Genomic DNA, 23,936 nt, shown 5'->3' with positions numbered 1-23,936 from the left:
GGAATTTATCAGAGGAAGGGGAAGCGATTAACGACCCCTTCCTCCCGGGAGGTTTTAGTTCTTAGCCACGTAGTCCTTGACGTTTTCAGGCGTCACGAGCTGGAAAGGAATGTAGACCTTCTTTTCCACCTTATCGCCCTTGGCAAGCTTGAGGGCGGCATCAAGAGCGCCCTTACCCTGTCCGGCTGCGTCCTGGAAAACCGAGACATCGAGGTCACCGGCCTGCATGGCGGCAAGAGCGTCCTGGGTCGCATCCACGCCGGCAACAACATAATCCTTCATGTCCTTGCCTGCAGCCTTGAGGGCCTGGATGGCGCCAATCGCCATTTCATCGTTATTTGCGATCACAGCGTTGAATTCGATGCCGCTGGAGAGCCAGTTCGTCACGAGGTCCGCACCCTGTGTGCGCTGCCAGTTTGCGGTCTGCTCCTCGACGATCTCGATCCCCTTGCATTCATCGGTCTTCACGACGTCATGCACGGCCTGCGTACGCATGCGCGCACCCTGGTTGGAAAGCTCGCCCATCATGACGACGGCTTTGCCCTTTCCACCAAGAAGACGGCAAACTTCCTTAGTTTCGAGCGTTCCGGCGACGACCTCTTCGGAGGCGACGAAAGCCTGTCCGTCAGGAAGGCTGTCAACATTCACAGGCTGGCGATTGACATAGACGAGCGGGATTTTGGCTTCAGCTGCAAGCTTCGACATCGCAGCGGTCGCGTCTGTGTCGACCGGATTGACGATGATTGCATCGACCTTCGATGCTATGAAGTTCTGGATCTGGCTTTGCTGCTTGGCCACGTCGTTCTGTGCATCCTCCACCTGCAACGTCACGCCGTTCATTCCCTTCGCATAGTCCTGCATGCCATTGCGCAGAACCGTCAGGAAGTTGTCGTCGAACAGAGCCATCGAAACACCAACGGTTTCGGCATGCGCCGCGGTACCGAGCAGCAACGACATAGCCGCGCTGATAATAAGCTTTCTCATTGTGGTTTTCTCCTCCTCAGTGTCCGGCGCCACCTCTCCCAGCCGGAAGCGAACTTGAGTTCGCCGCTCCTCCTCACATCAAAACGGAATAATGAAACCGATTTACCTGATGTACGGTATATTTATTCTATTTTTGGATCAAACGTCAATCTTTTCTTGGTGAGTATACGGTCACGTTTTGTTGGGGCTCCGCTCATGGCAACCACCTAATAGCAAGCGCGCCTTAGCACTGGTGTCGCCACACCGCACACACGCTCCTTTCGACCCACCGATCGAGAGAACGAATCGTGATAGACAATGAAAAATGCATCCCCACCCGAACACGACCGACGGCAAGATCTGAACATGCCCGCATCAATATACCAGTCCGCCACACAAGCGCTTTTCGACCGCAACGCGATAGAAAAACCCCTCGACGCACTCAGGCGTATCTGGGGCTACCAGGATTTTCGCGGCAAGCAGGAAGACGTCATCGCGCATATCATGAGTGGCAATGACGCAATGGTCCTTTTCCCGACCGGCAAGGGCAAATCCCTCTGCTTCCAGCTTCCCGCCGTATGCCTTCCCGGCGTCACGGTTGTGATCTCTCCCCTGATCGCCTTGATGAAAGACCAGGTGGAAGAATTGAAGGCTCTGGGCGTTGAGGCCGATTGTCTCTGGTCGCAGCAATCAGAAGAAGAAGCGCGCGAAGTCAGAGCCAAGCTTCGGGCCGGAAAACTGAAGCTCATCTATGTGACGCCTGAACGGGTGGTGCTACCGGGCTTCGCAGACCTGTTTGGCAACGTCGCAATTTCACTGATTGCCATAGATGAGTGTCACTGTGTCAGCAGTTGGGGACACAATTTCCGAAAGGACTACCTCGGGCTTGGTAGGCTGAAGGAGCTATATCCCGGTGTGCCCCGCATCGCCCTGACGGCGACAGCCGATCCCCATACCCGAGACGACATCATACGTCAGCTCGATCTCGATGACGCGACCATTTTCGTCGACAGCTTCGACCGCCCCAATATCAGCTATCACATCGCAGAGCGGGACAATGCCCGCACACAGCTTCTAAGGTTCCTTCAGCGCCATGAAGGGTCGAGCGGCATCGTCTACTGCCTGTCACGCCGCAAAGTCGAAGAGACAGCCTCATGGCTGAATGACCACGGCATCAAGGCGCGTGCCTATCACGCAGGAATGGACCCGCAGGTCAAAGCAGACAATCAAGATGCCTTCCGTATGGAAGAAGACCTTTGCCTGGTTGCCACTGTTGCATTCGGGATGGGTATCAACAAACCCAACGTCCGTTATGTCGCGCATCTTGACCTGCCTTCATCTGTCGAAGGCTATTATCAGGAGACAGGGCGCGCCGGCCGTGACGGGCTGCCATCGGAAGCCTTCATGATCTACGGCATGCACGACATCGTCCAGCGTCAGAGGATGATCGATGAAGGCGAAGCTACAGACGACATAAAACGTATCGAGAGGGCAAAGCTCAGCGCACTTCTCGGTATCTGTGAAACGGCAGGTTGCCGGAGAAAGGCCATCCTCTCCCTTTTTGGGGAGGCGGCTCCTTCCGGCTGCGGAAATTGCGACACCTGCAATAGCCCGGTCGAGACCTGGGATGCCAGCGAAGCGTCCATCAAGGCACTCGCGGCTGTCTATCGGACCGGAGAACGGTTCGGTACAGGCCACGTCATCGACGTGCTTCTTGGCAAGGTCACTGAACGAACCACAAAATTCGGCCATGACAACCTGGCTGTCTTTGGGGTTGGCAAGGAGTTGACCGTCCACGCTTGGCAGTCGGTATTCCGGCAACTTCTTGCTCTCGGCTATATTCGTGTAGCCCATGATGAGTTCGGAGCCTTGAAACTCGAACCATCGGCCCATGGAGTATTCAAGAAAGAAGTCGCCGTTATCCTGCGCAGAGACACGATTGACGCCGTCCGAAAGCGTGAGCGCGGCAAACCGGCGGCCTCTGCAGCAAGGACAGGAATAAGTGAAAACGACGAATCGCTCTTCCAGGCATTGAGAGCCGAACGGATGGCGATCTCAAAATCACTCGGTGTTGCCCCTTACGTGGTCTTTCCAGACACGACCTTGATCGCTTTTGCGACCACTCGCCCAAGATCAGAGCGAGAAATGCTCGCAATTTCAGGGGTTGGAGCCACCAAATACGAAAGATATGGCGAGCAATTCATGGCGGTTATTGACGAGCACGAAGCAGATCGATAAAGAGAGGCACAATTCATCCGAAAAGAGTCCATTTGGCGCGAAGGCGCTCTTGGATTTTGCGTCAAAATGAGTATGGTGGCGCACCATTTAGATTCGACCTCAAGAGGGGCATATGCAGGTTTTAGTTCGCGATAACAATGTTGACCAGGCGCTGCGCGTTCTCAAGAAGAAGCTTCAGCGTGAAGGCATTTTCCGCGAGATGCGTCTTCGTGAAGCTTTTGAAAAGCCTTCCATCAAGAAGGCTCGCGAAAAGGCAGAGGCTGTCAGCCGTCAGAGAAAGTTGGCACGCAAGCAGTTGCAGCGTGAAGGCCTTCTTCCTTCGAAGCCTAAGAAGGCTCGTTAATATCGGCGCTCCTATGGGAGCGTAAGCAAAATAATAACGGCGCTGGAATGATCATTCCAGCGCCGTTTTTCTGTTGGCGTGGTTCCCGCCTCTTATTGATGTGCACCCGGCATGACATCGTCTGGAATCGGGCAAACATAGGCTTTGCCGCCGGTCTTCTCACGCCACTCCATCTTTGCTTTCTCAAGCAGCTTTGGTGACGTCATCAAAGACAATCCGGTTGCCGCCAAGGTTTTGGCTGCATGGGCCATCGCCTTGTGGGCTGCAGCGCTCTTGCCCTGCGCAACCACTTGCCAGGTGTGCGGATTGGTCCCTATCGCCCATGCCGGTGTCCAGCACTGAGCAGTCGGCGTTACCCAGCTCACATCGCCGACATCCGTCGATCCGGCGCGAAAATGAGAGTGGCCTTCAAACTCCCGCAATCCCCTGTGTAGGGGTGTCGATCCATCCACCTTGTCGTTCAGGAACACATCGCCGCTGATCTGATAGAGCTTCACACTACTCGTGATCGCTTCTTCCGAAAACGTCGACTGGATCGACTTCGCAAACGCGATGTCTGCTTCATCGAATGCAATCGGTCCCAAGGCGACCATGTTGGCGTGCATCGCGCTCTCAAGCGTTAAGTTGGGTAGAAGATTTGTCGAGGCCGTGTCGAAGACGATTTCAACGTCCGTTTCCGTCATCATAGCCGCACCGCGCGCGACCTTGTCGACCCGTTGCGCAAGAGCCAGCGCCTGCGACATCTCGGGCGCCCGAACGAGATAAAGGACCTCAGCCTTTGCCTGAACGACGTTGGCCGCCTTGCCGCCCGTGTCGGTGATCGCATAATGCACCCGGCAATCCTGTGGCATGTGCTCGCGTAGGAAGTTGACGCCGACATTCATCAGCTCCACGGCATCCAGCGCCGAGCGCCCGAGATGTGCAGCATTCGATGCGTGGGCGGCGACACCCTTGAAGCGGTAGAAGTACTCCAGAACCGCGAGGTTGTTGGTGGAGCGGACACCGTTGAAGGGCGCCGGATGCCACGTAAGCGCGGCATCGACATCATCGAATAGCCCTGCCCTGACCATAAAGGTTTTACCCGAGCCGCCCTCTTCTCCTGGGCAGCCGTAATACCGGATAGTGCCGGGCAAACCATTCTCCTTCAGGTGCCTTGCAAGCGCAATCGCCGCCATCAGCGATCCGACCCCAAGAAGATTGTGGCCGCAGCCATGCCCGGTATCGCCAGAGCGTTCGGATAAAGGTTCAGCCACATTCGCCTTCTGGTTCATCCCCGCCAGCGCATCGAACTCGCCAAGAAGCGCAATCACCGGCTTTCCAGAACCAAACTCGCCGATGAATGCCGTATCCATACCGGCAACACCTCGACGGACGGCAAAACCGTTTTGCTCGAGCGTGTTTGACAGAATGGCAGAAGAGCGTGTCTCTTCGAATTTCAGTTCCGCGTAATCCCAGATGCTGTCGCTGATACGCGCAAAATCCGGCTTCATTTTTTCGATCGCCGCCGCAATCGACATAACGGCATCTTGGTCCATGGCATGTCCTCGCATTTCACTTGCCCGAAATCGGGCGCAAAAAATCCCCCGGCGGGAAGACCGCCGGAATCCTGTTCGTAAAAGATGAAAAGTCCGCGTCAGGTGTCTGACGCGGACAGAAGGATTAGTTCTCGACCGATACTTCCCAGAGGCGGGCATTGGATTGCCATACAGGCTGACCCTTCAACTTTTTGGTGGCTCCCCAGACATCGACCATGTCGTAGAGGAAGATGCCGGGCATTTCCTTCAGCATCAGTTCGTGGAACTCGTCGAAAATCTTGCCGCGTTTGGCCGGATCGGCCTCCAGATAGGCAGCATTCATCAGTTCGACCGCTTTTGGATCATCCCACATCAAGGAAGCGTTCTTGTCCTTGTTGCCGACGTAGAAGGAATACATGAGCGCAGGATCAAGGCGCGGAGCGACAGACTGCGAGATCACCTGATAGTTGCCCGAACGGCGGCGATCGACCTGTGTTGCGTAATCGAGAACTTCGATCTGAACGTTGAGCCCGACCTGTTGCATCATGGCCTGCGCCATGACGGCAGCCGGGAAGCTTGGAACGTTGCCGCGCTTGTTGGCGATGATGGAGATCGGCTCGCCCTTGTAACCGGCAGCTTCAAGTTCCTTTTTGGCGACTTCAGGATCGTAAGGCAGCCGCTTCTTCTGGGTATCGTCAAAGTAGACGGAATCCTGCGACACCATCGAGCCGTTGGCTTCACCTGTTCCGTTGGAAGCCGCCGCTGCCAGTTCATCGAGATCGAGTGCCATGGCCATCGCCCGACGCACGCCCGGGTTGCTCAGGACCTTGTCGCGGGTCTGGATATAAAAGAGGTTCTTGCCGTTGTTGCGCGAAACGATGAGCTGGGTCTTGTCGTTCGACTGAAACTCGGGGATCAAGTCAGGTGAAATTTCGGCTGTGTCGAGAACACCCGATTCCAGACCGGCCTTGACCGTTGAGGCATCCGGAATGACCATGAACTTGATGCCATCCGCCAGCGGACGCTTGGAACCGACCATGCCGTCGGGTTTTCCATCGTTTTCAGGCGACACATACTCGGCGAATTTCGCCAGGCGAATATATTCGCCCTTCTTCCATTCGTCCCACTGGAACGGCCCGGTCCCGATGGGTTTGATGAAGCTGCCGTCTGCACCAACCGATTCAGGCGAAATGATGCCGGTATAACCGCACTCAGGGCGCGACATCAGACCAAGGAAAACCGCGGAGGGTTTTTCCAGCGTGATTTCGACGGTTTCCGCGTCAACCGCCTTGACGCCAGTCACATGGGCTGCGCCTCCCTCGGCAAAATCGTTACGGCAAGTCCACTTTGTCTCAGGCTTCAGGTAGCGCGTCCAGTTCCAGACGACGTCATCCGCAGTCAGGGCCTTCCCGTTGTGGAATTTCACGTCGGTCCTGAGCTTGAAGGTGTAGGTCAGGCCATCAGCCGACGTTTCAAAGCTCTTGGCGAGAAGCGGCTTGACCTCTCCACTGTTGGTATAGCCCACCAGGCCCTCGACGATATGGAGGATGACGCCATCGGTGTTGCCGTCGCGATTAACGCCGGGATTGTTGCTACGCAGGTCAGAACTCTGCGCAATTGTGATGTCACGCGCCGCAGCAATATTGGTGGTCACAAGCAGGGCGACGCCTGCCAAAAGAAGCTTTTTCAATGTTCTACCCTCTTTTTCTGTTGTTGGTTTTCAAGATTGAAATCCGGACCAGCAAACCTGCGAGAGCTTGCCGATGGTTTCGAGTGCCATGGTGTAACCCGGCGTTCCATCCGCCATCGTCTGGGCGACGTCGTCGGTGTAGGTTGTGATGATGAAGAACGGAGCGGCGTTTTTATAAACGATGCCGGCGTCCATCCTTCCCCGCTTGCCGCGACCGCTCTTGCTGGCAACGACTGCCTCAAACGGCAGGCGGGATCGAATCCCGTACCGCAGCACCTGATTTTTCAGTGTCTGTAGAGCCCATGCACAAGCCTCGGCGCTGCAGCCTAGTTTCTCCTGTGCCAGCTTTGAAGATTGGGCATCGAGAATGGTCTGCAGCAGAAGGACCTGGTCTGCGGCCGATGTCGTTGTGACGGTTTTCAGAGGATGATCAGCGGCAAGTGCCAACGGCGGGATCAGGAAACGATGGTGTGTGTTGGCCATGCCAAGCGACTTGCAGTAGCCGTCTACTTCCTCGAGCGTCACCCGTTCGAGGACCATCTTCGTGCAGACGTTATCGCTCAGAACCATCATGCCTGTGACGGCATCGCGCAACGAGATCACGATACCGGGTGTCATGTAGCGGAACATGCCGCTTGCAACTTCTTCCGCCAATCTCTTTTCGTAGGTGACGGGCTGGTCGAGATCGATCCGTCCTTCGGTAGCGGCTTTCAGAACCGCCATCATGATCGAAGTCTTGCGGGTGCTTCCGGACGGTGTTTCCACGTTTTCCCCTCGTCCAATCTCCTCACCCGTGAGGAGGTTGCGGACCATAAAACGTGTTACGAATGGCTGTTCATCACAGATCGCATTCAATTGAGCGGCCACGGTCATTGTCATTTCCCTGTCAAGCTTCATCTTCAAGACGCCATTTGAGTGTCACGCCGCCCTTTTCGTTTTGGTCGAGGGCGGGAATGGCCGAGAGGAGCCGGCGCGTATAGGGCTCCTTCGGGCTGTCGAAAATCGTATCGCGGTCTCCTTCCTCAATGATGCGACCGTCCTGCATGACGACGACCCGATCAGCGACCTGCTCGACGACACCAAGGTCGTGGCTAATGAACAGGCAGGAAAATCCGTAGCGCTTCTGGAGATCGGAGAAGAGGTCGAGCACCTGGGCGCGAACGGTCACATCAAGGGCAGAGACCGGTTCATCGGCGATCAGGAAGCGGGGGCGGCGCGCCACTGCGCGGGCAATCGCCACACGTTGACGCTGACCGCCGGAAAGTTCATGCGGATAACGGTTGGCATAGTCGGCCCCTAGCCCCACTTCCTCCAGCGTTTCCAGCGCCCTTTTGCGTTTTGCTGCGCTGTCGAGCCCTGGAACCTGGCGTAAAGCCTGCTCCACGAGCGCCAGAATGGTCATACGTGGATCGAGCGACGAGTAAGGATCCTGGAAGACCATCTGGCAATTGAGCCGGTAGTCCGACCAGTTTTCATTGCGCGCCTTGCCCTGGAACCGGATCTGGCCTTCGCTTTCACTGACCAGACCGGCAATTGTACGCCCGAGCGTTGTCTTACCTGAACCGGAGCCGCCAACGAGGGCAACGACCTCGCCGGCATGAATATCGATGCTGACACCATGCAGAGCACGCTTAGCCTTTGCTTTCTTCAACAGCGATTTCCGGCCAGCATAATCAACGACAATATCTCGAGCGGACACCATCGGCGTCTGCGACCTGTCGACAGAGCGCAATTCGCCTCGGAAGGGTAGCGAAGATAGAAGCTTTTTCGTGTACGGGTGCTGTGGCGCTTCCAGGAGGTCCTCGGTTCGCCCTTCCTCGACGATAGCGCCCTTTTCCATGACGACGATGCGACTGGTGTAGCGTGCGACCATTGGCAGATCGTGGCTGATGAGCAAAACGGCCGTACCTTCCGCGCGCGTCAGTTCGACCATAAGTTCCATGACGTCTCGCTGGATCACAGCGTCTAATGCCGTCGTCGGCTCATCGGCAATAAGAAGCGCCGGCTTCAGCAGCATGACGGATGCCAACATGATGCGCTGGCGCATGCCGCCAGAAAACTCGTGCGGATAGGACGTCAGCGCGGCTTCCGGATCGCGAATGCCAACCCGTCGCAGCATATCGAGGATAAGGACCTTGCGCTCCTCCGCCGATGCCTTGGTGTGCAGAATGAGGCCTTCCTCAAGCTGCTTGCCAATCAACATCGACGGATTGAGCGAGGTCATCGGCTCCTGGAAGACAACGCCAATCTCGGCGCCGCGCAACCTGCGAAGGTCACCATCCGACAGGGACATGACGTCCTTACCCTTGTAGGAAATCGATCCACCGGTCGTCCGGACGGCTGGGGGTAAAAGCGAAATCAACGCTCTTGTGGCCAGCGTCTTGCCTGAGCCGCTTTCGCCGACGATGCCGAAGATTTCTCCAGGGGCGATATCGAAGGAAATTCCCTTGACGACCTGGTGACCCGTTCTTGCCACTTCGAGCGAAAGATCGCGAACGGTGAGAAGAGTGTTCGTGTTCATTTCAGACCTCTCATGCGCGGGTCAAGTTTGTCGCGAAGGGCGTCGCCGAGGAGATTGATGCCAAGCAGCGTGAGTGCAATGCACAGACCGGGGAAGAGACCAAGCCAGACAGCCTGCTGGATGAACGGACGACCGGCAGCCAGCATGTTGCCCCACGTCGGCGCCGGAGGCGGAACGCCAAGGCCAAGGAAGGAGAGCGCACTCTCTGAGAGGATTGCCCAGCCGAACATCGAGGTCGCGAGTACGGTGATCGGTGCCACGCAGTTCGGCAGGATATGGCGAAACATCGTGTAGAGTTCGCTGTTGCCCATCACCAGCGACGCCTCGATGAACTCACGTTCCCGTAACGATAAAACGGCGCCACGGACCACGCGGGCCATGGATGGCGTATAGGCGATGCCGAGCGCAAAGATGATGCCGTATTGGTTGGCACCAAAAACTGCGAGCAATCCGAGCGCGAGCAGGATGCCGGGAAAGGCCAGCAGCGCATTGTTGGCGGCCATGATCACACCATCGACCCAACCACGGGCATAACCGCTGACGAGACCTATAAGCGTGCCAAAGATGGTGGCAAATGCGACCGTCAGGAAACCGATCCAGACGCTGGCGCGAGCGCCAACCATGAGGCGGCTGAGGACATCACGGCCAAATTCGTCCGTTCCGAGCAGATGGGCACCCCCGGGGCCGGCCAGCCGTGCGGTGAAGCTGAGCTTCATCGGATCGTAAGGGGTCCAGAAGAGGCCGGTCATGGCGGTGAGAAGAAGTAGGGCGATCAGGAAGCCACCGATGAGCCCGTTGAAGGTAAACTTTTTCATTCGGCAACAACACGCGGATCAAAGAGGGGATAAAGGAGGTCGACAACAAGGTTGACCAGCACATAGGACAGCGACACGAAGAGCAGGCATCCCTGGATGACGGGATAGTCGCGAGCAAAGATGCTATCGACCATCAATCTGCCGAGGCCGGGAATGGTGAAGACTGTCTCGATGACTGCGATACCTCCGAGCAGGTTGCCAAGGATGAGACCGATCATCGTCCACGTCGGACCGAACGCGTTCTTGAAGGCGTGACGCCAAAGTACGGCGCTTTCGGAGAGGCCCTTGGCACGTGCGTGGGTGATGTAGTCGAGCCGCAAGACTTCAAGCGTCGATGCGCGTGCCATGCGGATCAAAACGCCCATTTCATGAATGACAAGCGTCATTACCGGCAAAACCAGATAGAGCATTCCACCAACGATATTGTCGCCGATGGAGACATAACCCAGTACCGGTAGCCAGCCGAGCTTGAGCCCGAACAGCAGCATCAGAAGAAGCCCAAGCCAGAATGTCGGGATGGACAGAAGAACTGTCGCCGTTCCGACAAGCGCGAGGTCAGTAAGGCTATTTTGCCGCCATGCAGCGATAACACCCGCGGGAACCGCGAGCAGACTTGCCAGGAAGACGGCAACAACGACGATTTCCGCGCTGACCATAAACCGGGAAACGACAAGCGGCAGAACCGCCTCGTCATTCACAATCGAACGACCGAAATCGCCTTGCAGTACATTTCCAGCCCAGATGACGAACTGCTGCGGCATCGACTTGTCGAGCCCCAGTTCGGTGCGCATCTGCGCTATCTGTTCCGGTTGCGCCATATCGCCCAGCATGAGGGCGGCGGGATCGCCAGGAATAAAACGGATCAGGGCGAAGACCGTGATCGAAACGAGTACGATCGTCGGCAACGCCATCAGAAGGCGGCTGAGTATGAATCTAATCATTGGTTCCCCACGATTCGAAGCGGAGACAAAATCTGCCGCCTCTATCGGTTTCATTGTCAAAAACTATGACGGATTGAGATACGCTTCGCAATATTATGCGAAAACGTCATACCTCTATGCGGATTAGACAGGGTAACAGGGCGCCAATAATGACTGAAGAACCGGCGGCAGACTTCTGTTTTCAATCGTCTTTTTGCGAGAACTGAATTTGCCGCTTTAATGCGTCACTCAGCGCCTGCGCAGCGATCGACAGCGGTGCACCGGCCGCACGCGCCAGGCCAAACTCCTGTGTGGCCTGCGGTAGGAATGGTCGCGCGACGACAGGCAGATGCTTGTAGAGGTTTGCATAGAAGCTGCTGATGATCGTGACACCAAGCCCATGAGCTACGTAAGCGCAGGCCGAACTGTTCGTATGTGTTTCGATCTTTACCAGCGCTTTGACGCCTGCTTTCTTGAAGACCTGATCGAGCGCCATTCTGTTCGGTCTCTGACGACCAATCAGGATGAGTGGTACATTGCGGAGATCTTTTGCGGTAATCGCCTCGAACTCGGCAAGAGGGTGATCACGCCTGACGACGCACACGCTTTTGCCCGTCGCAACCTGTTCCACGTCTATCCCCGGTGCAGTCTCTCCTTCCATTCGCAAAAAACCAATGTCGATAACGCGTTCGTCGACAAGTTTTTGAATTGCGGTCGTCGTCTCAAAAAACGTCTCGATCTTGATACCGGGAAAATCCCTGGCGTAGTCGATCAGCATGGCGGGGGCAAAATTCTCCCACATGCTGCTTGGCAACCCGATGCGCACGGTTTCCGGGCCTGCGGCTCCATTGCGCAGGTCTTCTGCGTGGCCCGACATCCGGTCTATGGCAAGCAGAACATTTTCCGCGTCATTTGCAAGAATTGCCGCTTCCGGGGTCGGGATCAACCGGCCTTTGTCACGGGCAAAAAGGGTGAGCGCGAGGTCTTCTTCAAGCTGTGCAAGTAGGCGGCTCACACCCGATTGGCTAAGCCCCATCGCCTTGGCCGTGGCGATGGTCGACCCGGTTGATAGAAGGGTTCGCAAGACTTCGAGTTGCTTGAAATTCATGATCCCCGCCCCTTTTGCATGCCAACCGCGCGGCTTCAGCCCTACGGTTATGGCACGTCTGTTCAGCGGCAGACACAATACCGCTGAAAAAACGCTATAGGATACGCCCGTTCCAGTCTCAAGCACCCTCGCCGCGGAGCATACGCACTCAAACCCAATGCGGCTTTGGTTTTCAGAGTGTTATCTCGAAAACCTTGTCATGCGTCGCAACGAAGGCTTTGCCATCCGGCGCGACCCAGCCACGGAACATGCCGGCCGTATTGTAGGGGGCAGCAACCAGACCGTCCTTGTCGATCGCAACAAGGCCAGCGCCGATCTTGTGCGGTGCAAGGTCTCCATGCACCAATCCGCCAGCCGCAGTTTCGAGATCCTGGCCGAGATAGGCGACACGGGACGCGATTTCGTGACCGACGACATAACGAATAAAAAATTCGCCCTTTCCGGTACCCGAAACAGCGCAAACACCGTCGCGTGCATAGGTTCCAGCACCGATCACGGGACTGTCGCCGACACGGCCATCAGGCTTATTCGTGTAACCGCCAGTCGATGTCGCAGCCGCAAGATGTCCTGCCGCATCAAGTGCAACAGCACCCACCGTCCCATGTTTTTCGTTTTCAGTTGCCTCGGTCCCAGCCACTGCGTGAGCTTTCATAGCCTCAAGAGCCTCAAGACGTTTTTTTGTCGTAAAATAGCTTTGCGGCTCGACCGGGAGACCCTTCTCCTCGGCAAAACGATCTGCCGCAGCACCTGTCAGGTAAACGGCTCTTTCGTCCTCCATAAGGACACGGGCTGCTTTGACGGGATTGCGGATGGAGCGGGCTGCGCTTATGGCACCTGCGGCAAGCGTTGCACCGTCCATGATCGAGGCATCCAACTCGTGAATACCCTTCTCATTCAGCGCCGCACCATGGCCTGCGTTGAAATGGGGACTGTCTTCCATCACCATAACAGCAGCCTCGACCGCCGCCAGAGCCGTTCCGCCAGTTTTAAGGACTGCGTAACCGGCCCTCAGCGCCTCGGCAAGATCGTCGCGTGCCTCGGACCACTCCTGTGCCGTCATACTGTCTTCCGGCATCACGCCGCAGCCACCGTGGATCGCCAATGCGATTTTCGTCATTGTTTCACTCCGTTACGGTCAGACCGTCATCCATCATGCGAAAGCGATATCGCCGATGACACGTACGCGCACGCGCCGCGCTCCGCCAGGCAAATAGGCAATCGGGATATCCTCTACCTCAAGTGTCTTGAGGCTGGAACGGTCAGCACCTGACGAAACTGCCGCATCCTGTGCCTCGGTTTCCGCCCTTGCCAGGGCCTCATCCCGGCTCATACCCGAGAAAACCTGATCGACTTCTCCGGAAACCTGCGCCATGGCAGCACCAAGCGCGTTGGCGACGCCCGCGTTTTCGACACGCAACACTTCAGAGGCGCCTGGAACATCTTCCGGGATAAGAAACGCACCGCCGCCAACAGCAACGAGCGGGACATCCTCGGCAGAGGTCTTCATCTGGTCGAAACTGTCTGCGACCATGTCGCGGATACGCGAGAGCGTCGACTGAACGAAAGCAGGATCGAGGTCCTTGACCCGGTCCCTATCGCCCATCTCGATCAGACCGGCAGCAACGGCAATGTCTGAAGTCGTCAGCGTGTTACCACCGAAGACGCGCGCTTCGGTCAGAATTCGATAACCGACTGAGCGGGGGCCGATCTTGCCCGTTTCGGGGTCTATGATCGTGCCGCCGCCAAGCGCGATCGGCAAAAGGTCCGGCATCCGGAACAGGGTTCTGACACCGCCGATATGCACGATGTTGTTTGCCTCTCTCGGGAAACCACCGACAAGGCAGCCGATATCGGATGTTGTTCCACCGACGTCGACCACCATCGCATCCGCCAAACCAGTCAAAAAGGCTGCGCCACGCATCGAGTTCGTCGGGCCGGATGCGAAGCTGTGAACAGGGTTTGCAGCAGCAATATCGGCAAGTGCAACAGTGCCGTCATTCTGTGTGAGGTAAAATGGCGCTGTAACGCCTGCTTCGGACAGGGCATCGGAAAATGCCTGAACGGTCGTCTTGCCGAGCGTCTGCAGGGCCGCATTGAGAAGCGCCACGTTCTCGCGCTCGAGTAGGCCGATACGGCCCAAAGTGTGAGAAAGGGTTATGCGTGCATCCGGGATGACTGACCGGACGATTTCTGCGGCACGGATCTCGCATTCCGTCGTCAATGGCGAGAAGGTCGCGGAAATCGCGATCGAGGTAATGCCGGCATCGCGGATTTTCATCGCCGCATCTCGGATTTCGCCAGGGACCATCGGCACCAGCGGGCTACCGTCATATTCATGACCGCCATGCACCATGAAGATCATCGGATCGACGGCGTCGTAGAGATCTTTCGGCCAGTCACACATCGGCGGCAGCGACGCCCCCGTTGGCAGCGCGATGCGAATAGCTGCAACGCGTTCAAGTCGCGCACGTTCAACGACCGCATTGGTGAAGTGTGTGGTGCCGATCATCACGGCATCGATTGGACGGTCAGCCGGGCCAACATAACCCGCAACGTGACCAAGCGCTGCCTTCACACCCGAGAGAACATCCTGCGTCGTCGGAACCTTGATCGACGCGACGATCTTTTCTCCATCAATTAGGACGGCATCCGTATTGGTGCCGCCAACGTCAATACCGATGCGTTTCATGGGAATACCGATCTGAAATCAATGTCATAACCGAAGGCGCGCGGACCGACGGCGGCGATGCCCGCAGGCGTCGTCAAAAGCTCAGGTGCCGGCAGAGCGACAACCGTCACACGCTGGCCGTAACGAACGGATTCCGTTCCGATGGCACTGCCAGAGATAGTATCGAGCAGGCACAGCAAATCCGGTGTCATGCCAACCGGTTCGCCATCGCGAAATGCCACAGCCCATTCATTCTGAAACGCAAGTTCCATGCGCGAGCCCTTGTCGGCATCGATACCTTCAATGATCGTATTGCCGCGCAGGAAGCCGCCGGTCGTTTCGCGGGCAACGTCGATCACCTTGCCACGGAACAATTGCTTACCACCTTCGTGGTCGAGAACCGCTTTTACCGGATCGTCATGGCGGGCACGAGCCTCCATCACGGCCCTGCCTAGCGCCGTTGCCTTGGTGACCGTGTAGTGGATGCCCCACTCCTTTACTTCTTTTCCGGTGCGCGGCGCCTTGCAGGTTGCCGCCGTCGATCCAACCTCGGTGCAGACCTTGCGCGATATCCGCTCCATCCATTTCCAGGAAGCAGCGCGGGTTACGATGACCTCGTTATCACGTACGTCAACAAGCGATAGCGGGAACATAGGCAGGTTACCGATGGCAAAAGACGTCATCTGTGCTTCAGGATAGGCACGACCCATTGCATCGGCATTCACGACCGGCCGATCAAGCATCGCAGCAGCGAGGAAAGACGAAAGCGCGTTCGATCCACCGATTTCGACGCTCATGATCGCCCGGAACGGCCGTCCCAGATAATCCTCCATGACCTCGACTGCGCGAGCGAGGTGGGTAGGATCACCCAAACGCTCCTGGCCGACGAGTGGCGCACCCATCTTGGAGACGACCGCGACCATATCATCATCCTCAAGCGCCATGGGGTCCATGACCTGAACCCGGCGTCCTTCGGCATAGAGGCGACGAAGATTGAGCGTCGAGATGTACGGGTTGCCGCCACCTCCCGTACCCAATATCCACGCACCAGTGGCTAGAGGTTCGATATCGTCTTCGGAAAATTCCTGGAACATGCGTCACCCTGAAGCGTCGCGCATCCAAGGGATGCGACAGCGACGCCCTATCCTTTTTCAGATTGCGCACCGCATTCAGGCGCGTGCGCAGGAACGTTTGGGGGTTGGCCCCGCCCGATCGGCGAGACCAAGTGTCGTCAAAGGGAAAGCGATCAGTTCGCCTTGCAGTCCCAGTGGAAGTTGGAGAAATTGAGATCCCAGCTCTGCATCGGAATGAACTCGTAGCCCTGAAGGCACTTGTTGGCACCGTAACGACGGTTCGGGGAAACCGCCCATACATCCGGCTGAAGATCGGCAATCTTGGTCTGCAATTCCTTGTAGGTCGCATTCTGCTCGGAAACGTCGGTTGTCGAGCGTACCTTATCGATCAAACCGTCGACCTCTGCGTTCTGCAGCCATTCCATGGACATCCACGTACCCGATGCCTTTGAATGATACTGGTTGTAGAACATCGCATCCGGCGACGGATAGGTCGGCGAAATGTTCACCTGTGTCGAGGCAGGCGTGGTTTCCGGCTTAGATGAGAGTTCCACGATGCGGTTCCACGGCTCCGGCTTGATGTCGAGCGTAATACCGATCTGCTCCAGGCTGGATTGCAGCAACAGGGCCACTTCCGCCTCAAAGGCAAGCGACGCGACGTAGCTGTTGACGAGCGTGATCTTCTGCCCGGCATATTTCGACTTCGCGAGTTCTTCCTTGGCTTTTTCAAGGTCGTAAACGCCCGGCTGAATGTCGCTGTTATGCGCATCCTTGAAGGCTGTGGAAAGCGGACCCTGCATGTCGAAGCCCGGATAGATTACCTCCTGGATCGTCTTGTAGTCGGTCGCATAGGCAATTGCGCGGCGAACGTGGACGTCGTCAGTTGGGTAAACCTTGGTATTGAGCTTGATGACAAAGCCGCCTGATGTGCGGGTCTGGATCAGCTTGTAACCATCCATCTTGCCAATGGACTCGTAGGTGTCGTTGCCAAGGCCGTGGGAGGTAAGGCCGAGTTCACCCTTTTCAGCCAGCGCCTTCACTGTTGCATCGTCGCTTGTCTGCACAAACCGAACTTCATCGATCGGCTTGCCCTTGTTCCAGCCAAGAAAATAATCCGGATTACGGTCGATCACCATATCGGCAGAGCGATTGTAGCTGACCAGTTTATAAGGGCCGGAGCCGGCAGAGTGTTCACCGACATACGCCTCGCCCCACTTGTCGTCAGGCTTTGCGTTGGCTTCGATCAACGTTTTGTTCAGTGCCATCATCAGTGGAGTCGCTGCCATGAACGGCGAGAACTGGCGCTCGATCTTCATCACAACGGTCTTTTCGTCCGGAGCAGTTACGTTTTCGGGTTTCAGCACGCCGACGATAAGGTTCGACGGTCCCTTGTTAATGCCAACCAGACGCTGAACGGACCAGACGATATCCGATGCCTTGACCGCAGTACCGTCCTGGAATTTCGCATCGTCGCGCAGGTGGAACGTATAGGTCAGGCCGTCTTCAGAGATGTCCCAGGACTTGGCCAGATGTGGAACGATCTCACCCTTGGGATTAACTGTCGTCAGGCCGTCATACATGTTCACGATGGCCATGTAACCGGTGTAGTCTGTTACCTTGGCCGGGTCGAGAGAGCTGAAGATCTGCATGGTGTTGACCGCAATCGACACCTTGTCTTCCGCCGCCTTGGCAGAGAAAGCCATAGGCAAAGCAAGCGCCGTACCGAGCGCAAGCACGGCAAGACGGGAATGAAGGGCAGGCACTTTCATTTTAGTTCTCCTCTTTATGCGGGATCATCCCGCTTATGATCAGGCAGCCTTCCGCGTCAGCGCGGGCAATGGCGAAAAAACGATTTCCGGATAGCCAAAAGCAGCAGGCCCCACGACGTCGAGTGCACGTGCAGTCCGCAAGAGGTCGTGGCAGGGAATGGCAACGACAGCCACGCGCTGGCCGTAGCGCAGAACTTCCGTCGTGATCGGATAGCCGGTATCAACATCGAGCAGCACGATGAGATCGGGCACCGTTACTTCAACCTTGCCATCGCGGCTGAACAGCAGGAATTCATTCTGGATGGCGACGCCTGCGGTCTGGCCGGCGCAGTCATCGAAACCTGAGAGTTCGATATCGCCAACCGCAAAGCCGCCGCGCAGATGACGTTTCAGATCAGTGATCTTGCCGTTGAAGATGCGGCGGCCACCTTCCAGCGCGCAGATGGCTGCAATCGGGTCCTGCTGTTCTTTCCGGGCACGGATCACCGCCTCACCGAGTGCAATCGCCTTGGTGTAGGTTTTCGGGATACCGTACTGGTGCACGTAATGTGCCTGCATTGGCGCAGTCGCCAGCATTGCGCCACCGCCCTGCGCCACGACGCAAGCACGCGCCATACGCTCGTGCCACACTTCGGAAACAGCGTGGCTGAAGATAACGGCGTTGCCGTGCAGATCACACATGACAGACGGCGTGGAACTGTGACCGTAGATCGAGAAGGTGGTCATCTGCATTTCAGGGAAAGCGCGCCCCATGCCGTCGCAATCGAGAATTGGCAACCCGCCGAGTGCCGCCGTTACCAGCGGGTTCATCGAGTTGGAACCACCAATTTCCTCACACACGATCGCATCGATCGGCGTGCGGATCAGCTCTTCCATGGCGCGCAGGCAACGCAGCCCTTCACGGCCTTCGCGAATGCGCTCGACGCCAACCACCGGCGCTCCAATGCCACCGATAGACATGCAGAGTGCGTCCGGCTCGATGGCATCTGTTGCGAGAATTTTCATCTCGTAACCGGCTTTCATTGCCTCAAGCGCCAGCAGCTTGCCCTGGTAGGGATTGCCGCCACCGCCAGTACCGAGAATACCAGCACCGATTTCCAGCGCATCCAGATCCTCGACCGTCAGCGTACGCAATGCCGCCTCGTCATATTTGAGCTTGTGCGTCTCAGCCATGATAGGCCCCCATTTCTCCAACGACTTTCACATGAATACGGGTGGCATTGCCCGGTAGGTAAGCGAGCGGCATATCCTCGCGCTCGATCACCTCAAGCGTTTCTGCAGAAGCCCCTGCAGCAATAGCCTTTTCGCGGGCTTCCGCTTCCGCCTCGGCGAGTGCGCTCTCTCGTGTGCGACCATCGATCAGTGAGAAGACGCGATCTGTTTCACCGCTGATCTGGGCAATGGCTGCACCGACAGCGTTGGCAACGGCAAAGTTTTCCGGACGGATAACCTCGAGGTCACCGATGCGATCAGGCATCAGGATCGAGCCGCCACCAACAGCAATAACCGGCACCGGTGAGGAGGAAATGCGGCTACGCTCGACGCAGGATTCCAGCATGGCATTCATCTTGGAAACAGCGGCTTCGACCAGAGACGTATCGAGACCCGAAACGAGCGCCTTGTCACCCACGTCAGCCTTGCCGGAGGCGACCGCAATGTCCGTGGCCGTCAGTGTCGAGCCACCAAAGCAGAGAGCGTCTTTGCGAACGCGGTAACCGACCGATTTCGGACCAACGGTCAGTCCGTGATCGCCATTGACGACAAGCGAACCGCCGCCGAGGCCGATCGAAAATACATCCGGCATACGGAAGTTTGTGCGAACACCGCCGATATCGACCGTAGTCGAGGCCTGCCGCGGGAAGCCGTGAGCGAGAGACCCGACGTCTGATGTCGTACCGCCGACATCCACCACAACCGCGTCTTTGAGGCCCGTCAGGAAGGCTGCACCGCGCATGGAGTTTGTTGGGCCGGACGCAAAGGTCAGGACCGGGAATGCCCGGACAACGTCTGCCGCCATCAGCGTGCCGTCGTTCTGGGTAATGTAAAACGGGCATGTGATTCCAGCTGCTTTCAGCGCCTTGCCGAAGGCTTCGACCGTGCGATCGGCAAGCGACAGCAGGCTGGCGTTCATGATCGCCGCACTTTCGCGTGCCAGGAGACCGTGGCGACCGATATCCTTGGACATCACCACAGGCAGGCCCGGGCAACGCTCTTGCAGAATTTCCTTGGTGCGCAGTTCCATCGCGTCATTGATGCCGCTGAACACGCAGGTTACGGCGGCAGCCTTGAGGCCCTTGGCGCGAATGTCGGATGCAATGCGGATAATGGCGTCTTCATCGAGGGGCGCAATTTCGCGCCCGTCGAACTCATAACCGCCCTTCACCTGATAGCCGTGATTACCGACGATTTCTTTGAGATCATCAGGCCAATCCACCATCGGAGGCAAACCCGCTCCAGACGGCAAACCGAGGCGGACAGCCGCCACCTGGTCCATGTGGCGGCGCTCGATCACCGCGTTGGTGAAATGGGTCGTGCCGATCATCACGGCACCAATCGCAGCCCGGTCTATACCGGAAGCTTCGATAACCTTTTCCAGGGCCTCGATGACACCTGTGGTTACATCTTCCGTCGTGGATGCTTTCACCCCCGCCAGAACGGTTTTTTCCTGTAGCACGACAGCATCAGTATTCGTGCCGCCGACGTCAATTCCAACGCGATACACGTCAGGCTCCTCTTTCATCAATCGGTCGATTTCACAAGGAAGCGCATGCGCTCTTCCTCTGTCACAGTGGGCTTCAGACGCTCCTCCTCATCCGTCACGACGGGGATCGCGGCAATCAGCGCACGGGTATAGGGGTGCTCAGGGCTGGCGAAGACCTCGGGGGTTGCGCCCTCTTCCACAATTTCGCCACGCAGCATGATGGCAATGCGCGAGCAGAAATTCCGCATCAGCGAAAGATCATGGGAGATCATCATGTATGTGAGCCCGAGTTCCTCGCGAAGCTGCAAAAGCAGGTCGATGACCGTCTTCTGCACGGACACATCGAGTGCCGCAGTCGGTTCGTCGAGGATCAGAATTTTCGGTTCGGCAGCCAGAGCACGGGCAATTGCAACACGCTGCTTCTGCCCGCCTGAAAGCTCGTGCGGATATTTTCCGAGATAGGATTTCGGCAGGCGCACGAGTTCCATCAGTTGCGCCATGCGGGCGTCGCGTGCGGTCGCATCCATACCGATGGATTTCAGCGGCAGCGTCAGTGTCTGCTTAACGGTGCGCTTCGGATTGAGTGAGGTGCCGGGGTTCTGGTAGACGATCTGCGTCAGGCGTTTGCCGCGGCCAGGATCTGGCGCATCGATCACGAGAGTTCCTGAGGATGGCCGAGACAAGCCCATGACCATGCGTGCCACAGATGTCTTGCCTGAACCGGACTCTCCCGCCAGGCCGAAAATCTCGCCTTCACGCAGCGTCAAGGTGACGTCGCGCACGGCATGGTAACCGTTGCGACGGCCATAGATCTTGTTGAGCTTGTCAATGGTCACGATGGGAGCGCGCGTGCTTTGCGGCACCTCGGCAACACGCGGGCCATAAAGTGGCGGCACGGCATCAAGCAGCGAACGTGTGTAGTCACGGCTCGGTTCGCGTAGGATGTCCGCGCATGGTCCGGTTTCCACGATATCGCCGTGATGCATGACGACCACGCGGTCGGCAACCTTGCGGACCACACCAAGATTGTGGGTGATCATCAGCAGCGCCATGTTTTCTTCGGCAACAAGCTGATTGATGAGATTGAGGATCTCATCCTGCGTGGTGACGTCGAGCGCGGTACCAGGTTCGTCGGCAATCAGCAGCTTCGGCTGATGCAGCAAAGCCAGGCCGATCAGAACACGTTGCCGCATGCCGCCGGAGAGTTCGGACGGATAGGCATTCATCACGCGCTCGGTATCGCCGAGCTGCACACGCCGTAGGACGGCTGCGATACGTTTGCGGCGTTCGGCCTTGTTTGAGGAGATCCCATCACGTCGATCGGAAAACCGCATGACATCATCGAGATGCGTGCCGATCTTGAAGACCGGATTGAACGAGGAAAGAGGGTCCTGCATGATGAGCGAGAAGGCTGTACCCTTCAGCGCTTCACGCTCAGAGCGGGCCATGGCCAGGACTTCGCGTCCTTCGATGACAATCGACCCGGAGGTGATGGCAGCATTTTTCGGCAAGGTGCCGATGATTGCCTTCGCCGTGACAGACTTGCCCGATCCGGTTTCCCCGATCAGCGCCACGCGCTCGCCGGCGGCAACCGTGAAGCCGACATTGCGCAGCACCTGCCGGGTACGGCCATAATTCGTGAAGGTAACGTTGAGGTCTTCGACCTTGAGAAGCGGTTCAGTCATTGCTCAGCTTTCCACGTCGAACATATCGCGCAGGCCATCGCCCAGGAGGTTGAAACCGAGCGTCACGTAAAGAACGGCAGCACCCGGGCAGAGAACTTCCCACCAGAAGTCCGGCATGAACTGGCGCCCGTCGGCGACCATCGAGCCCAGATCCGGGATCGGTGGCTTGACGCCAAAGCCGAGGAAGCTCAGCGTTGCACCGAACAGAATGACGAAGGCTGCATCCAGCGTCGTTTTAACGGAGATGACCGATACGCAATTGGGGAGGATTTCACGAAAGAGGATGTGCATCGGTCCGGCACCGGCAAGGCGGGCGGCTTCGATATAGTCTTCGGAGGCGATGGATTTCGAGACGGAGTAGATCAGGCGTGCGTGCCAGGTCCACCAAAGAAGCGTGATGGCAATCATCGCATTCATCAGCGTTGGCTCGAGCAGGTTCGATACGGCAAGCGCCATGACGAGCGGCGGCATAGCCAGCATCACATTGGTCAGGCCGCTGATGAGTTTTTCGACCCAGCCACCGAAATAACCGGCAACGAGACCCAGAACCGTGCCGACCGGTACCGAAATACCAAGTACACCGATAACCAGCAAAAGCGAGATACGCAGCCCGAAAATAGTACGCGAGAAGATGTCGCGTCCGGCTTTATCTGTGCCAAACCAGTGGTCGAAATCCGGCGGCATGTGACGCGCACGGAAATCCACGACGGCACCGATATGTTTCGGGTAGGGTGTCAGCCACGGTGCGAACACCGCCAGAATGAGAACTGACAGAAGGATCAGCGAGCCGATCACCGCAGCCGGATTACGGCTGAAACGATACCACATCATGTAACCGGTGCTGAGATCGCGGTCCGATTTGTCGAGAATATTCATATCGGCCATCAACGGGCCTCCTTGCGACGCAGGCGCGGGTCGATGATCGAAATCAAGACATCCACGATCAGGTTGGCAACGATGAAGAACAGCCCGGCCACCAGAACGACGGCGGTTACGGCATTGAGGTCTTTCTGAAGTATCGCGTTCAGGCCGTAGGATGCAAAACCACCCCATGCAAAGACCATCTCGATCACGAATGCATTGCCAATCAGCGATGCGAATTCGAGCCCCATGATGGTCAGCGGCGCGATGGAGGAGAGCTTCAGCAGATAGCGGAAAATGATGACACGCTCAGGTACGCCGAAGCTCTGCAAGGTCAAGACATGGTCCTTGCGCTGATTTTCGATCATCGAAGAGCGAGTGATGCGCGTGATCTGACCGATCCCTGCCATAGAGAGGGCGAAAGCTGGCAACGCAAGATGCTGGAAGGCGTTGAGCATAACGTCGAAACGGCCAGCCAGCAGGCTATCGAGCAGAATGAAGCCCGTCGGGCCACCTTGCCAGCCAAGCGAGTGGTCGATGCGACCGATGATCGGCCATCCCGAAAGGAAACGGGCTGCAAGCAATTGCAGCGTGATCGCGAACAGGAAGCTTGGAATGGTCACACCGGTTAGCGAAAGGATGCGGCCGATGTGGTCCAAGGACCGATCACGATAATGGGCAGTGATAACGCCGAGCGGGATCGCGACCGCGAACATGAAGATAACGGACACAAGCACCAGTTCCACGGTCGCCGGGACGGTTTGTGCAAGATCGGTCGTTACGGGACGCTGGGATACGAGCGAGAAGCCGAGGTCGCCATGGAGGGCGTTTTTGACGTAGTCGACGTACTGCACGGCGAGTGGCTTATCGAGACCCATCTGGCCTCTCAGTGCGTCAACTTGCTCCTGCGTTGCCGCGGGCCCAAGCGCCATGCGGGCCGGGTCGCCAGGCACCACGCGGGCCAGCACGAAAATCATGATGGACAGGGCGACCATGACCAGCACGAACGTGCCAAGCCGGTTCAAAATCGCGACCAACGGATGTTGCTGCATCGGCGGGAAGTTCCT

At 57.2% G+C, this 23,936-nt stretch carries 19 protein-coding genes; 2 read left to right on the top strand and 17 right to left on the bottom strand.

Annotated features, from left to right (window positions below):
* Positions 1-54: 54 nt before the first annotated feature.
* Positions 55-984, bottom strand: a complete 930-nt coding sequence (locus tag ACIQT8_RS20525) for a sugar ABC transporter substrate-binding protein (protein WP_138792830.1) — start codon at positions 982-984, stop codon at positions 55-57.
* A 345-nt stretch (positions 985-1,329) separates the two neighbouring features.
* Here ACIQT8_RS20525 and recQ point away from each other — a divergent pair, with 345 nt between their 5' ends.
* Both recQ and rpsU read left to right on the top strand, forming a co-directional pair.
* On the top strand, positions 1,330-3,201 hold the full coding sequence (recQ, locus tag ACIQT8_RS20520; protein WP_400968993.1) for a DNA helicase RecQ: 1,872 nt from the start codon (positions 1,330-1,332) through the stop codon (positions 3,199-3,201).
* A 112-nt stretch (positions 3,202-3,313) separates the two neighbouring features.
* Positions 3,314-3,544, top strand: a complete 231-nt coding sequence (rpsU, locus tag ACIQT8_RS20515) for a 30S ribosomal protein S21 (protein WP_138792832.1) — start codon at positions 3,314-3,316, stop codon at positions 3,542-3,544.
* Between the two features lie 92 nt (positions 3,545-3,636).
* On the opposite strand, the gene ACIQT8_RS20510 is transcribed toward rpsU, so the two are convergent.
* From ACIQT8_RS20510 to ACIQT8_RS20435, 16 genes are all read right to left on the bottom strand, one after another.
* Positions 3,637-5,079, bottom strand: a complete 1,443-nt coding sequence (locus ACIQT8_RS20510; RefSeq protein ID WP_400968989.1) for a M20 family metallopeptidase — start codon at positions 5,077-5,079, stop codon at positions 3,637-3,639.
* Between the two features lie 124 nt (positions 5,080-5,203).
* Entirely contained in the window at positions 5,204-6,748 is a 1,545-nt protein-coding gene (locus ACIQT8_RS20505) for an ABC transporter substrate-binding protein (RefSeq protein WP_400968986.1), read from the bottom strand.
* Between the two features lie 30 nt (positions 6,749-6,778).
* Positions 6,779-7,621: a serine hydrolase gene (locus ACIQT8_RS20500; RefSeq protein ID WP_400968983.1), complete on the bottom strand. Its 843-nt coding sequence runs from the start codon at positions 7,619-7,621 to the stop codon at positions 6,779-6,781.
* A 13-nt stretch (positions 7,622-7,634) separates the two neighbouring features.
* Positions 7,635-9,269, bottom strand: a complete 1,635-nt coding sequence (locus ACIQT8_RS20495) for a dipeptide ABC transporter ATP-binding protein (protein ID WP_400968980.1) — start codon at positions 9,267-9,269, stop codon at positions 7,635-7,637.
* Complete coding sequence (locus tag ACIQT8_RS20490) at positions 9,266-10,084, bottom strand: ABC transporter permease (RefSeq protein ID WP_400968977.1); 819 nt, start codon at positions 10,082-10,084, stop codon at positions 9,266-9,268. Before ACIQT8_RS20490 ends, ACIQT8_RS20495 begins: the two co-directional genes overlap by 4 nt.
* A complete protein-coding gene (locus ACIQT8_RS20485) occupies positions 10,081-11,025 on the bottom strand; it encodes an ABC transporter permease (RefSeq protein ID WP_400968974.1) in 945 nt (314 codons plus the stop codon). Before ACIQT8_RS20485 ends, ACIQT8_RS20490 begins: the two co-directional genes overlap by 4 nt.
* A gap of 181 nt (positions 11,026-11,206) precedes the next feature.
* On the bottom strand, positions 11,207-12,112 hold the full coding sequence (locus ACIQT8_RS20480; RefSeq protein WP_400968971.1) for a LysR family transcriptional regulator: 906 nt from the start codon (positions 12,110-12,112) through the stop codon (positions 11,207-11,209).
* Positions 12,113-12,284: 172 nt separating this feature from the next.
* A complete protein-coding gene (locus tag ACIQT8_RS20475; protein ID WP_400968968.1) occupies positions 12,285-13,229 on the bottom strand; it encodes an isoaspartyl peptidase/L-asparaginase family protein in 945 nt (314 codons plus the stop codon).
* Between the two features lie 33 nt (positions 13,230-13,262).
* Positions 13,263-14,801, bottom strand: a complete 1,539-nt coding sequence (locus ACIQT8_RS20470) for a hydantoinase/oxoprolinase N-terminal domain-containing protein (protein ID WP_400968965.1) — start codon at positions 14,799-14,801, stop codon at positions 13,263-13,265.
* Complete coding sequence (locus ACIQT8_RS20465; RefSeq protein WP_400968962.1) at positions 14,798-15,874, bottom strand: DUF917 domain-containing protein; 1,077 nt, start codon at positions 15,872-15,874, stop codon at positions 14,798-14,800. The genes ACIQT8_RS20470 and ACIQT8_RS20465 overlap by 4 nt, the downstream gene beginning before the upstream one ends.
* Positions 15,875-16,026: 152 nt before the next feature.
* Positions 16,027-17,622, bottom strand: coding sequence for an ABC transporter substrate-binding protein (locus ACIQT8_RS20460; RefSeq protein WP_400968959.1), 1,596 nt, complete (start codon positions 17,620-17,622; stop codon positions 16,027-16,029).
* A gap of 39 nt (positions 17,623-17,661) precedes the next feature.
* Positions 17,662-18,795 (bottom strand): DUF917 domain-containing protein, encoded by a 1,134-nt coding sequence (locus tag ACIQT8_RS20455; protein ID WP_400968956.1) that lies wholly within the window; start codon positions 18,793-18,795, stop codon positions 17,662-17,664.
* A complete protein-coding gene (locus ACIQT8_RS20450) occupies positions 18,788-20,344 on the bottom strand; it encodes a hydantoinase/oxoprolinase N-terminal domain-containing protein (protein ID WP_400968953.1) in 1,557 nt (518 codons plus the stop codon). Before ACIQT8_RS20450 ends, ACIQT8_RS20455 begins: the two co-directional genes overlap by 8 nt.
* 17 nt (positions 20,345-20,361) lie before the next feature.
* Positions 20,362-22,008, bottom strand: a complete 1,647-nt coding sequence (locus ACIQT8_RS20445; RefSeq protein WP_400968950.1) for an ATP-binding cassette domain-containing protein — start codon at positions 22,006-22,008, stop codon at positions 20,362-20,364.
* A 3-nt stretch (positions 22,009-22,011) separates the two neighbouring features.
* Positions 22,012-22,893 (bottom strand): ABC transporter permease, encoded by an 882-nt coding sequence (locus ACIQT8_RS20440; protein WP_400968947.1) that lies wholly within the window; start codon positions 22,891-22,893, stop codon positions 22,012-22,014.
* The gene (locus tag ACIQT8_RS20435; protein ID WP_138792847.1) at positions 22,893-23,921 is read right to left on the bottom strand and encodes an ABC transporter permease; all 1,029 of its coding nucleotides are present in this window, start codon (positions 23,919-23,921) and stop codon (positions 22,893-22,895) included. Before ACIQT8_RS20435 ends, ACIQT8_RS20440 begins: the two co-directional genes overlap by 1 nt.
* Positions 23,922-23,936 lie beyond the last annotated feature (15 nt).

The organism is Agrobacterium sp. NPDC090273 (assembly GCF_044772305.1).
Taxonomy (GTDB): domain Bacteria; phylum Pseudomonadota; class Alphaproteobacteria; order Rhizobiales; family Rhizobiaceae; genus Agrobacterium.
The sequence above is the reverse complement of the archived record's forward strand: the minus strand, read 5'-3'. Positions and strand labels throughout refer to the sequence as shown.

What these genes read in the sequence shown, in the direction of transcription:
- ACIQT8_RS20525 (WP_138792830.1), bottom strand. Translation starts at nt 984, where the DNA reads ATGAGAAAGCTTATTATCAGCGCGGCTATGTCGTTGCTGCTCGGTACC.
- recQ (WP_400968993.1), top strand. Translation starts at nt 1,330, where the DNA reads ATGCCCGCATCAATATACCAGTCCGCCACACAAGCGCTTTTCGACCGC.
- rpsU (WP_138792832.1), top strand. Translation starts at nt 3,314, where the DNA reads ATGCAGGTTTTAGTTCGCGATAACAATGTTGACCAGGCGCTGCGCGTT.
- ACIQT8_RS20510 (WP_400968989.1), bottom strand. Translation starts at nt 5,079, where the DNA reads ATGGACCAAGATGCCGTTATGTCGATTGCGGCGGCGATCGAAAAAATG.
- ACIQT8_RS20500 (WP_400968983.1), bottom strand. Translation starts at nt 7,621, where the DNA reads ATGACCGTGGCCGCTCAATTGAATGCGATCTGTGATGAACAGCCATTC.
- ACIQT8_RS20495 (WP_400968980.1), bottom strand. Translation starts at nt 9,269, where the DNA reads ATGAACACGAACACTCTTCTCACCGTTCGCGATCTTTCGCTCGAAGTG.
- ACIQT8_RS20490 (WP_400968977.1), bottom strand. Translation starts at nt 10,084, where the DNA reads ATGAAAAAGTTTACCTTCAACGGGCTCATCGGTGGCTTCCTGATCGCC.
- ACIQT8_RS20485 (WP_400968974.1), bottom strand. Translation starts at nt 11,025, where the DNA reads ATGATTAGATTCATACTCAGCCGCCTTCTGATGGCGTTGCCGACGATC.
- ACIQT8_RS20480 (WP_400968971.1), bottom strand. Translation starts at nt 12,112, where the DNA reads ATGAATTTCAAGCAACTCGAAGTCTTGCGAACCCTTCTATCAACCGGG.
- ACIQT8_RS20475 (WP_400968968.1), bottom strand. Translation starts at nt 13,229, where the DNA reads ATGACGAAAATCGCATTGGCGATCCACGGTGGCTGCGGCGTGATGCCG.
- ACIQT8_RS20470 (WP_400968965.1), bottom strand. Translation starts at nt 14,801, where the DNA reads ATGAAACGCATCGGTATTGACGTTGGCGGCACCAATACGGATGCCGTC.
- ACIQT8_RS20465 (WP_400968962.1), bottom strand. Translation starts at nt 15,874, where the DNA reads ATGTTCCAGGAATTTTCCGAAGACGATATCGAACCTCTAGCCACTGGT.
- ACIQT8_RS20460 (WP_400968959.1), bottom strand. Translation starts at nt 17,622, where the DNA reads ATGAAAGTGCCTGCCCTTCATTCCCGTCTTGCCGTGCTTGCGCTCGGT.
- ACIQT8_RS20455 (WP_400968956.1), bottom strand. Translation starts at nt 18,795, where the DNA reads ATGGCTGAGACGCACAAGCTCAAATATGACGAGGCGGCATTGCGTACG.
- ACIQT8_RS20445 (WP_400968950.1), bottom strand. Translation starts at nt 22,008, where the DNA reads ATGACTGAACCGCTTCTCAAGGTCGAAGACCTCAACGTTACCTTCACG.
- ACIQT8_RS20440 (WP_400968947.1), bottom strand. Translation starts at nt 22,893, where the DNA reads ATGGCCGATATGAATATTCTCGACAAATCGGACCGCGATCTCAGCACC.
- ACIQT8_RS20435 (WP_138792847.1), bottom strand. Translation starts at nt 23,921, where the DNA reads ATGCAGCAACATCCGTTGGTCGCGATTTTGAACCGGCTTGGCACGTTC.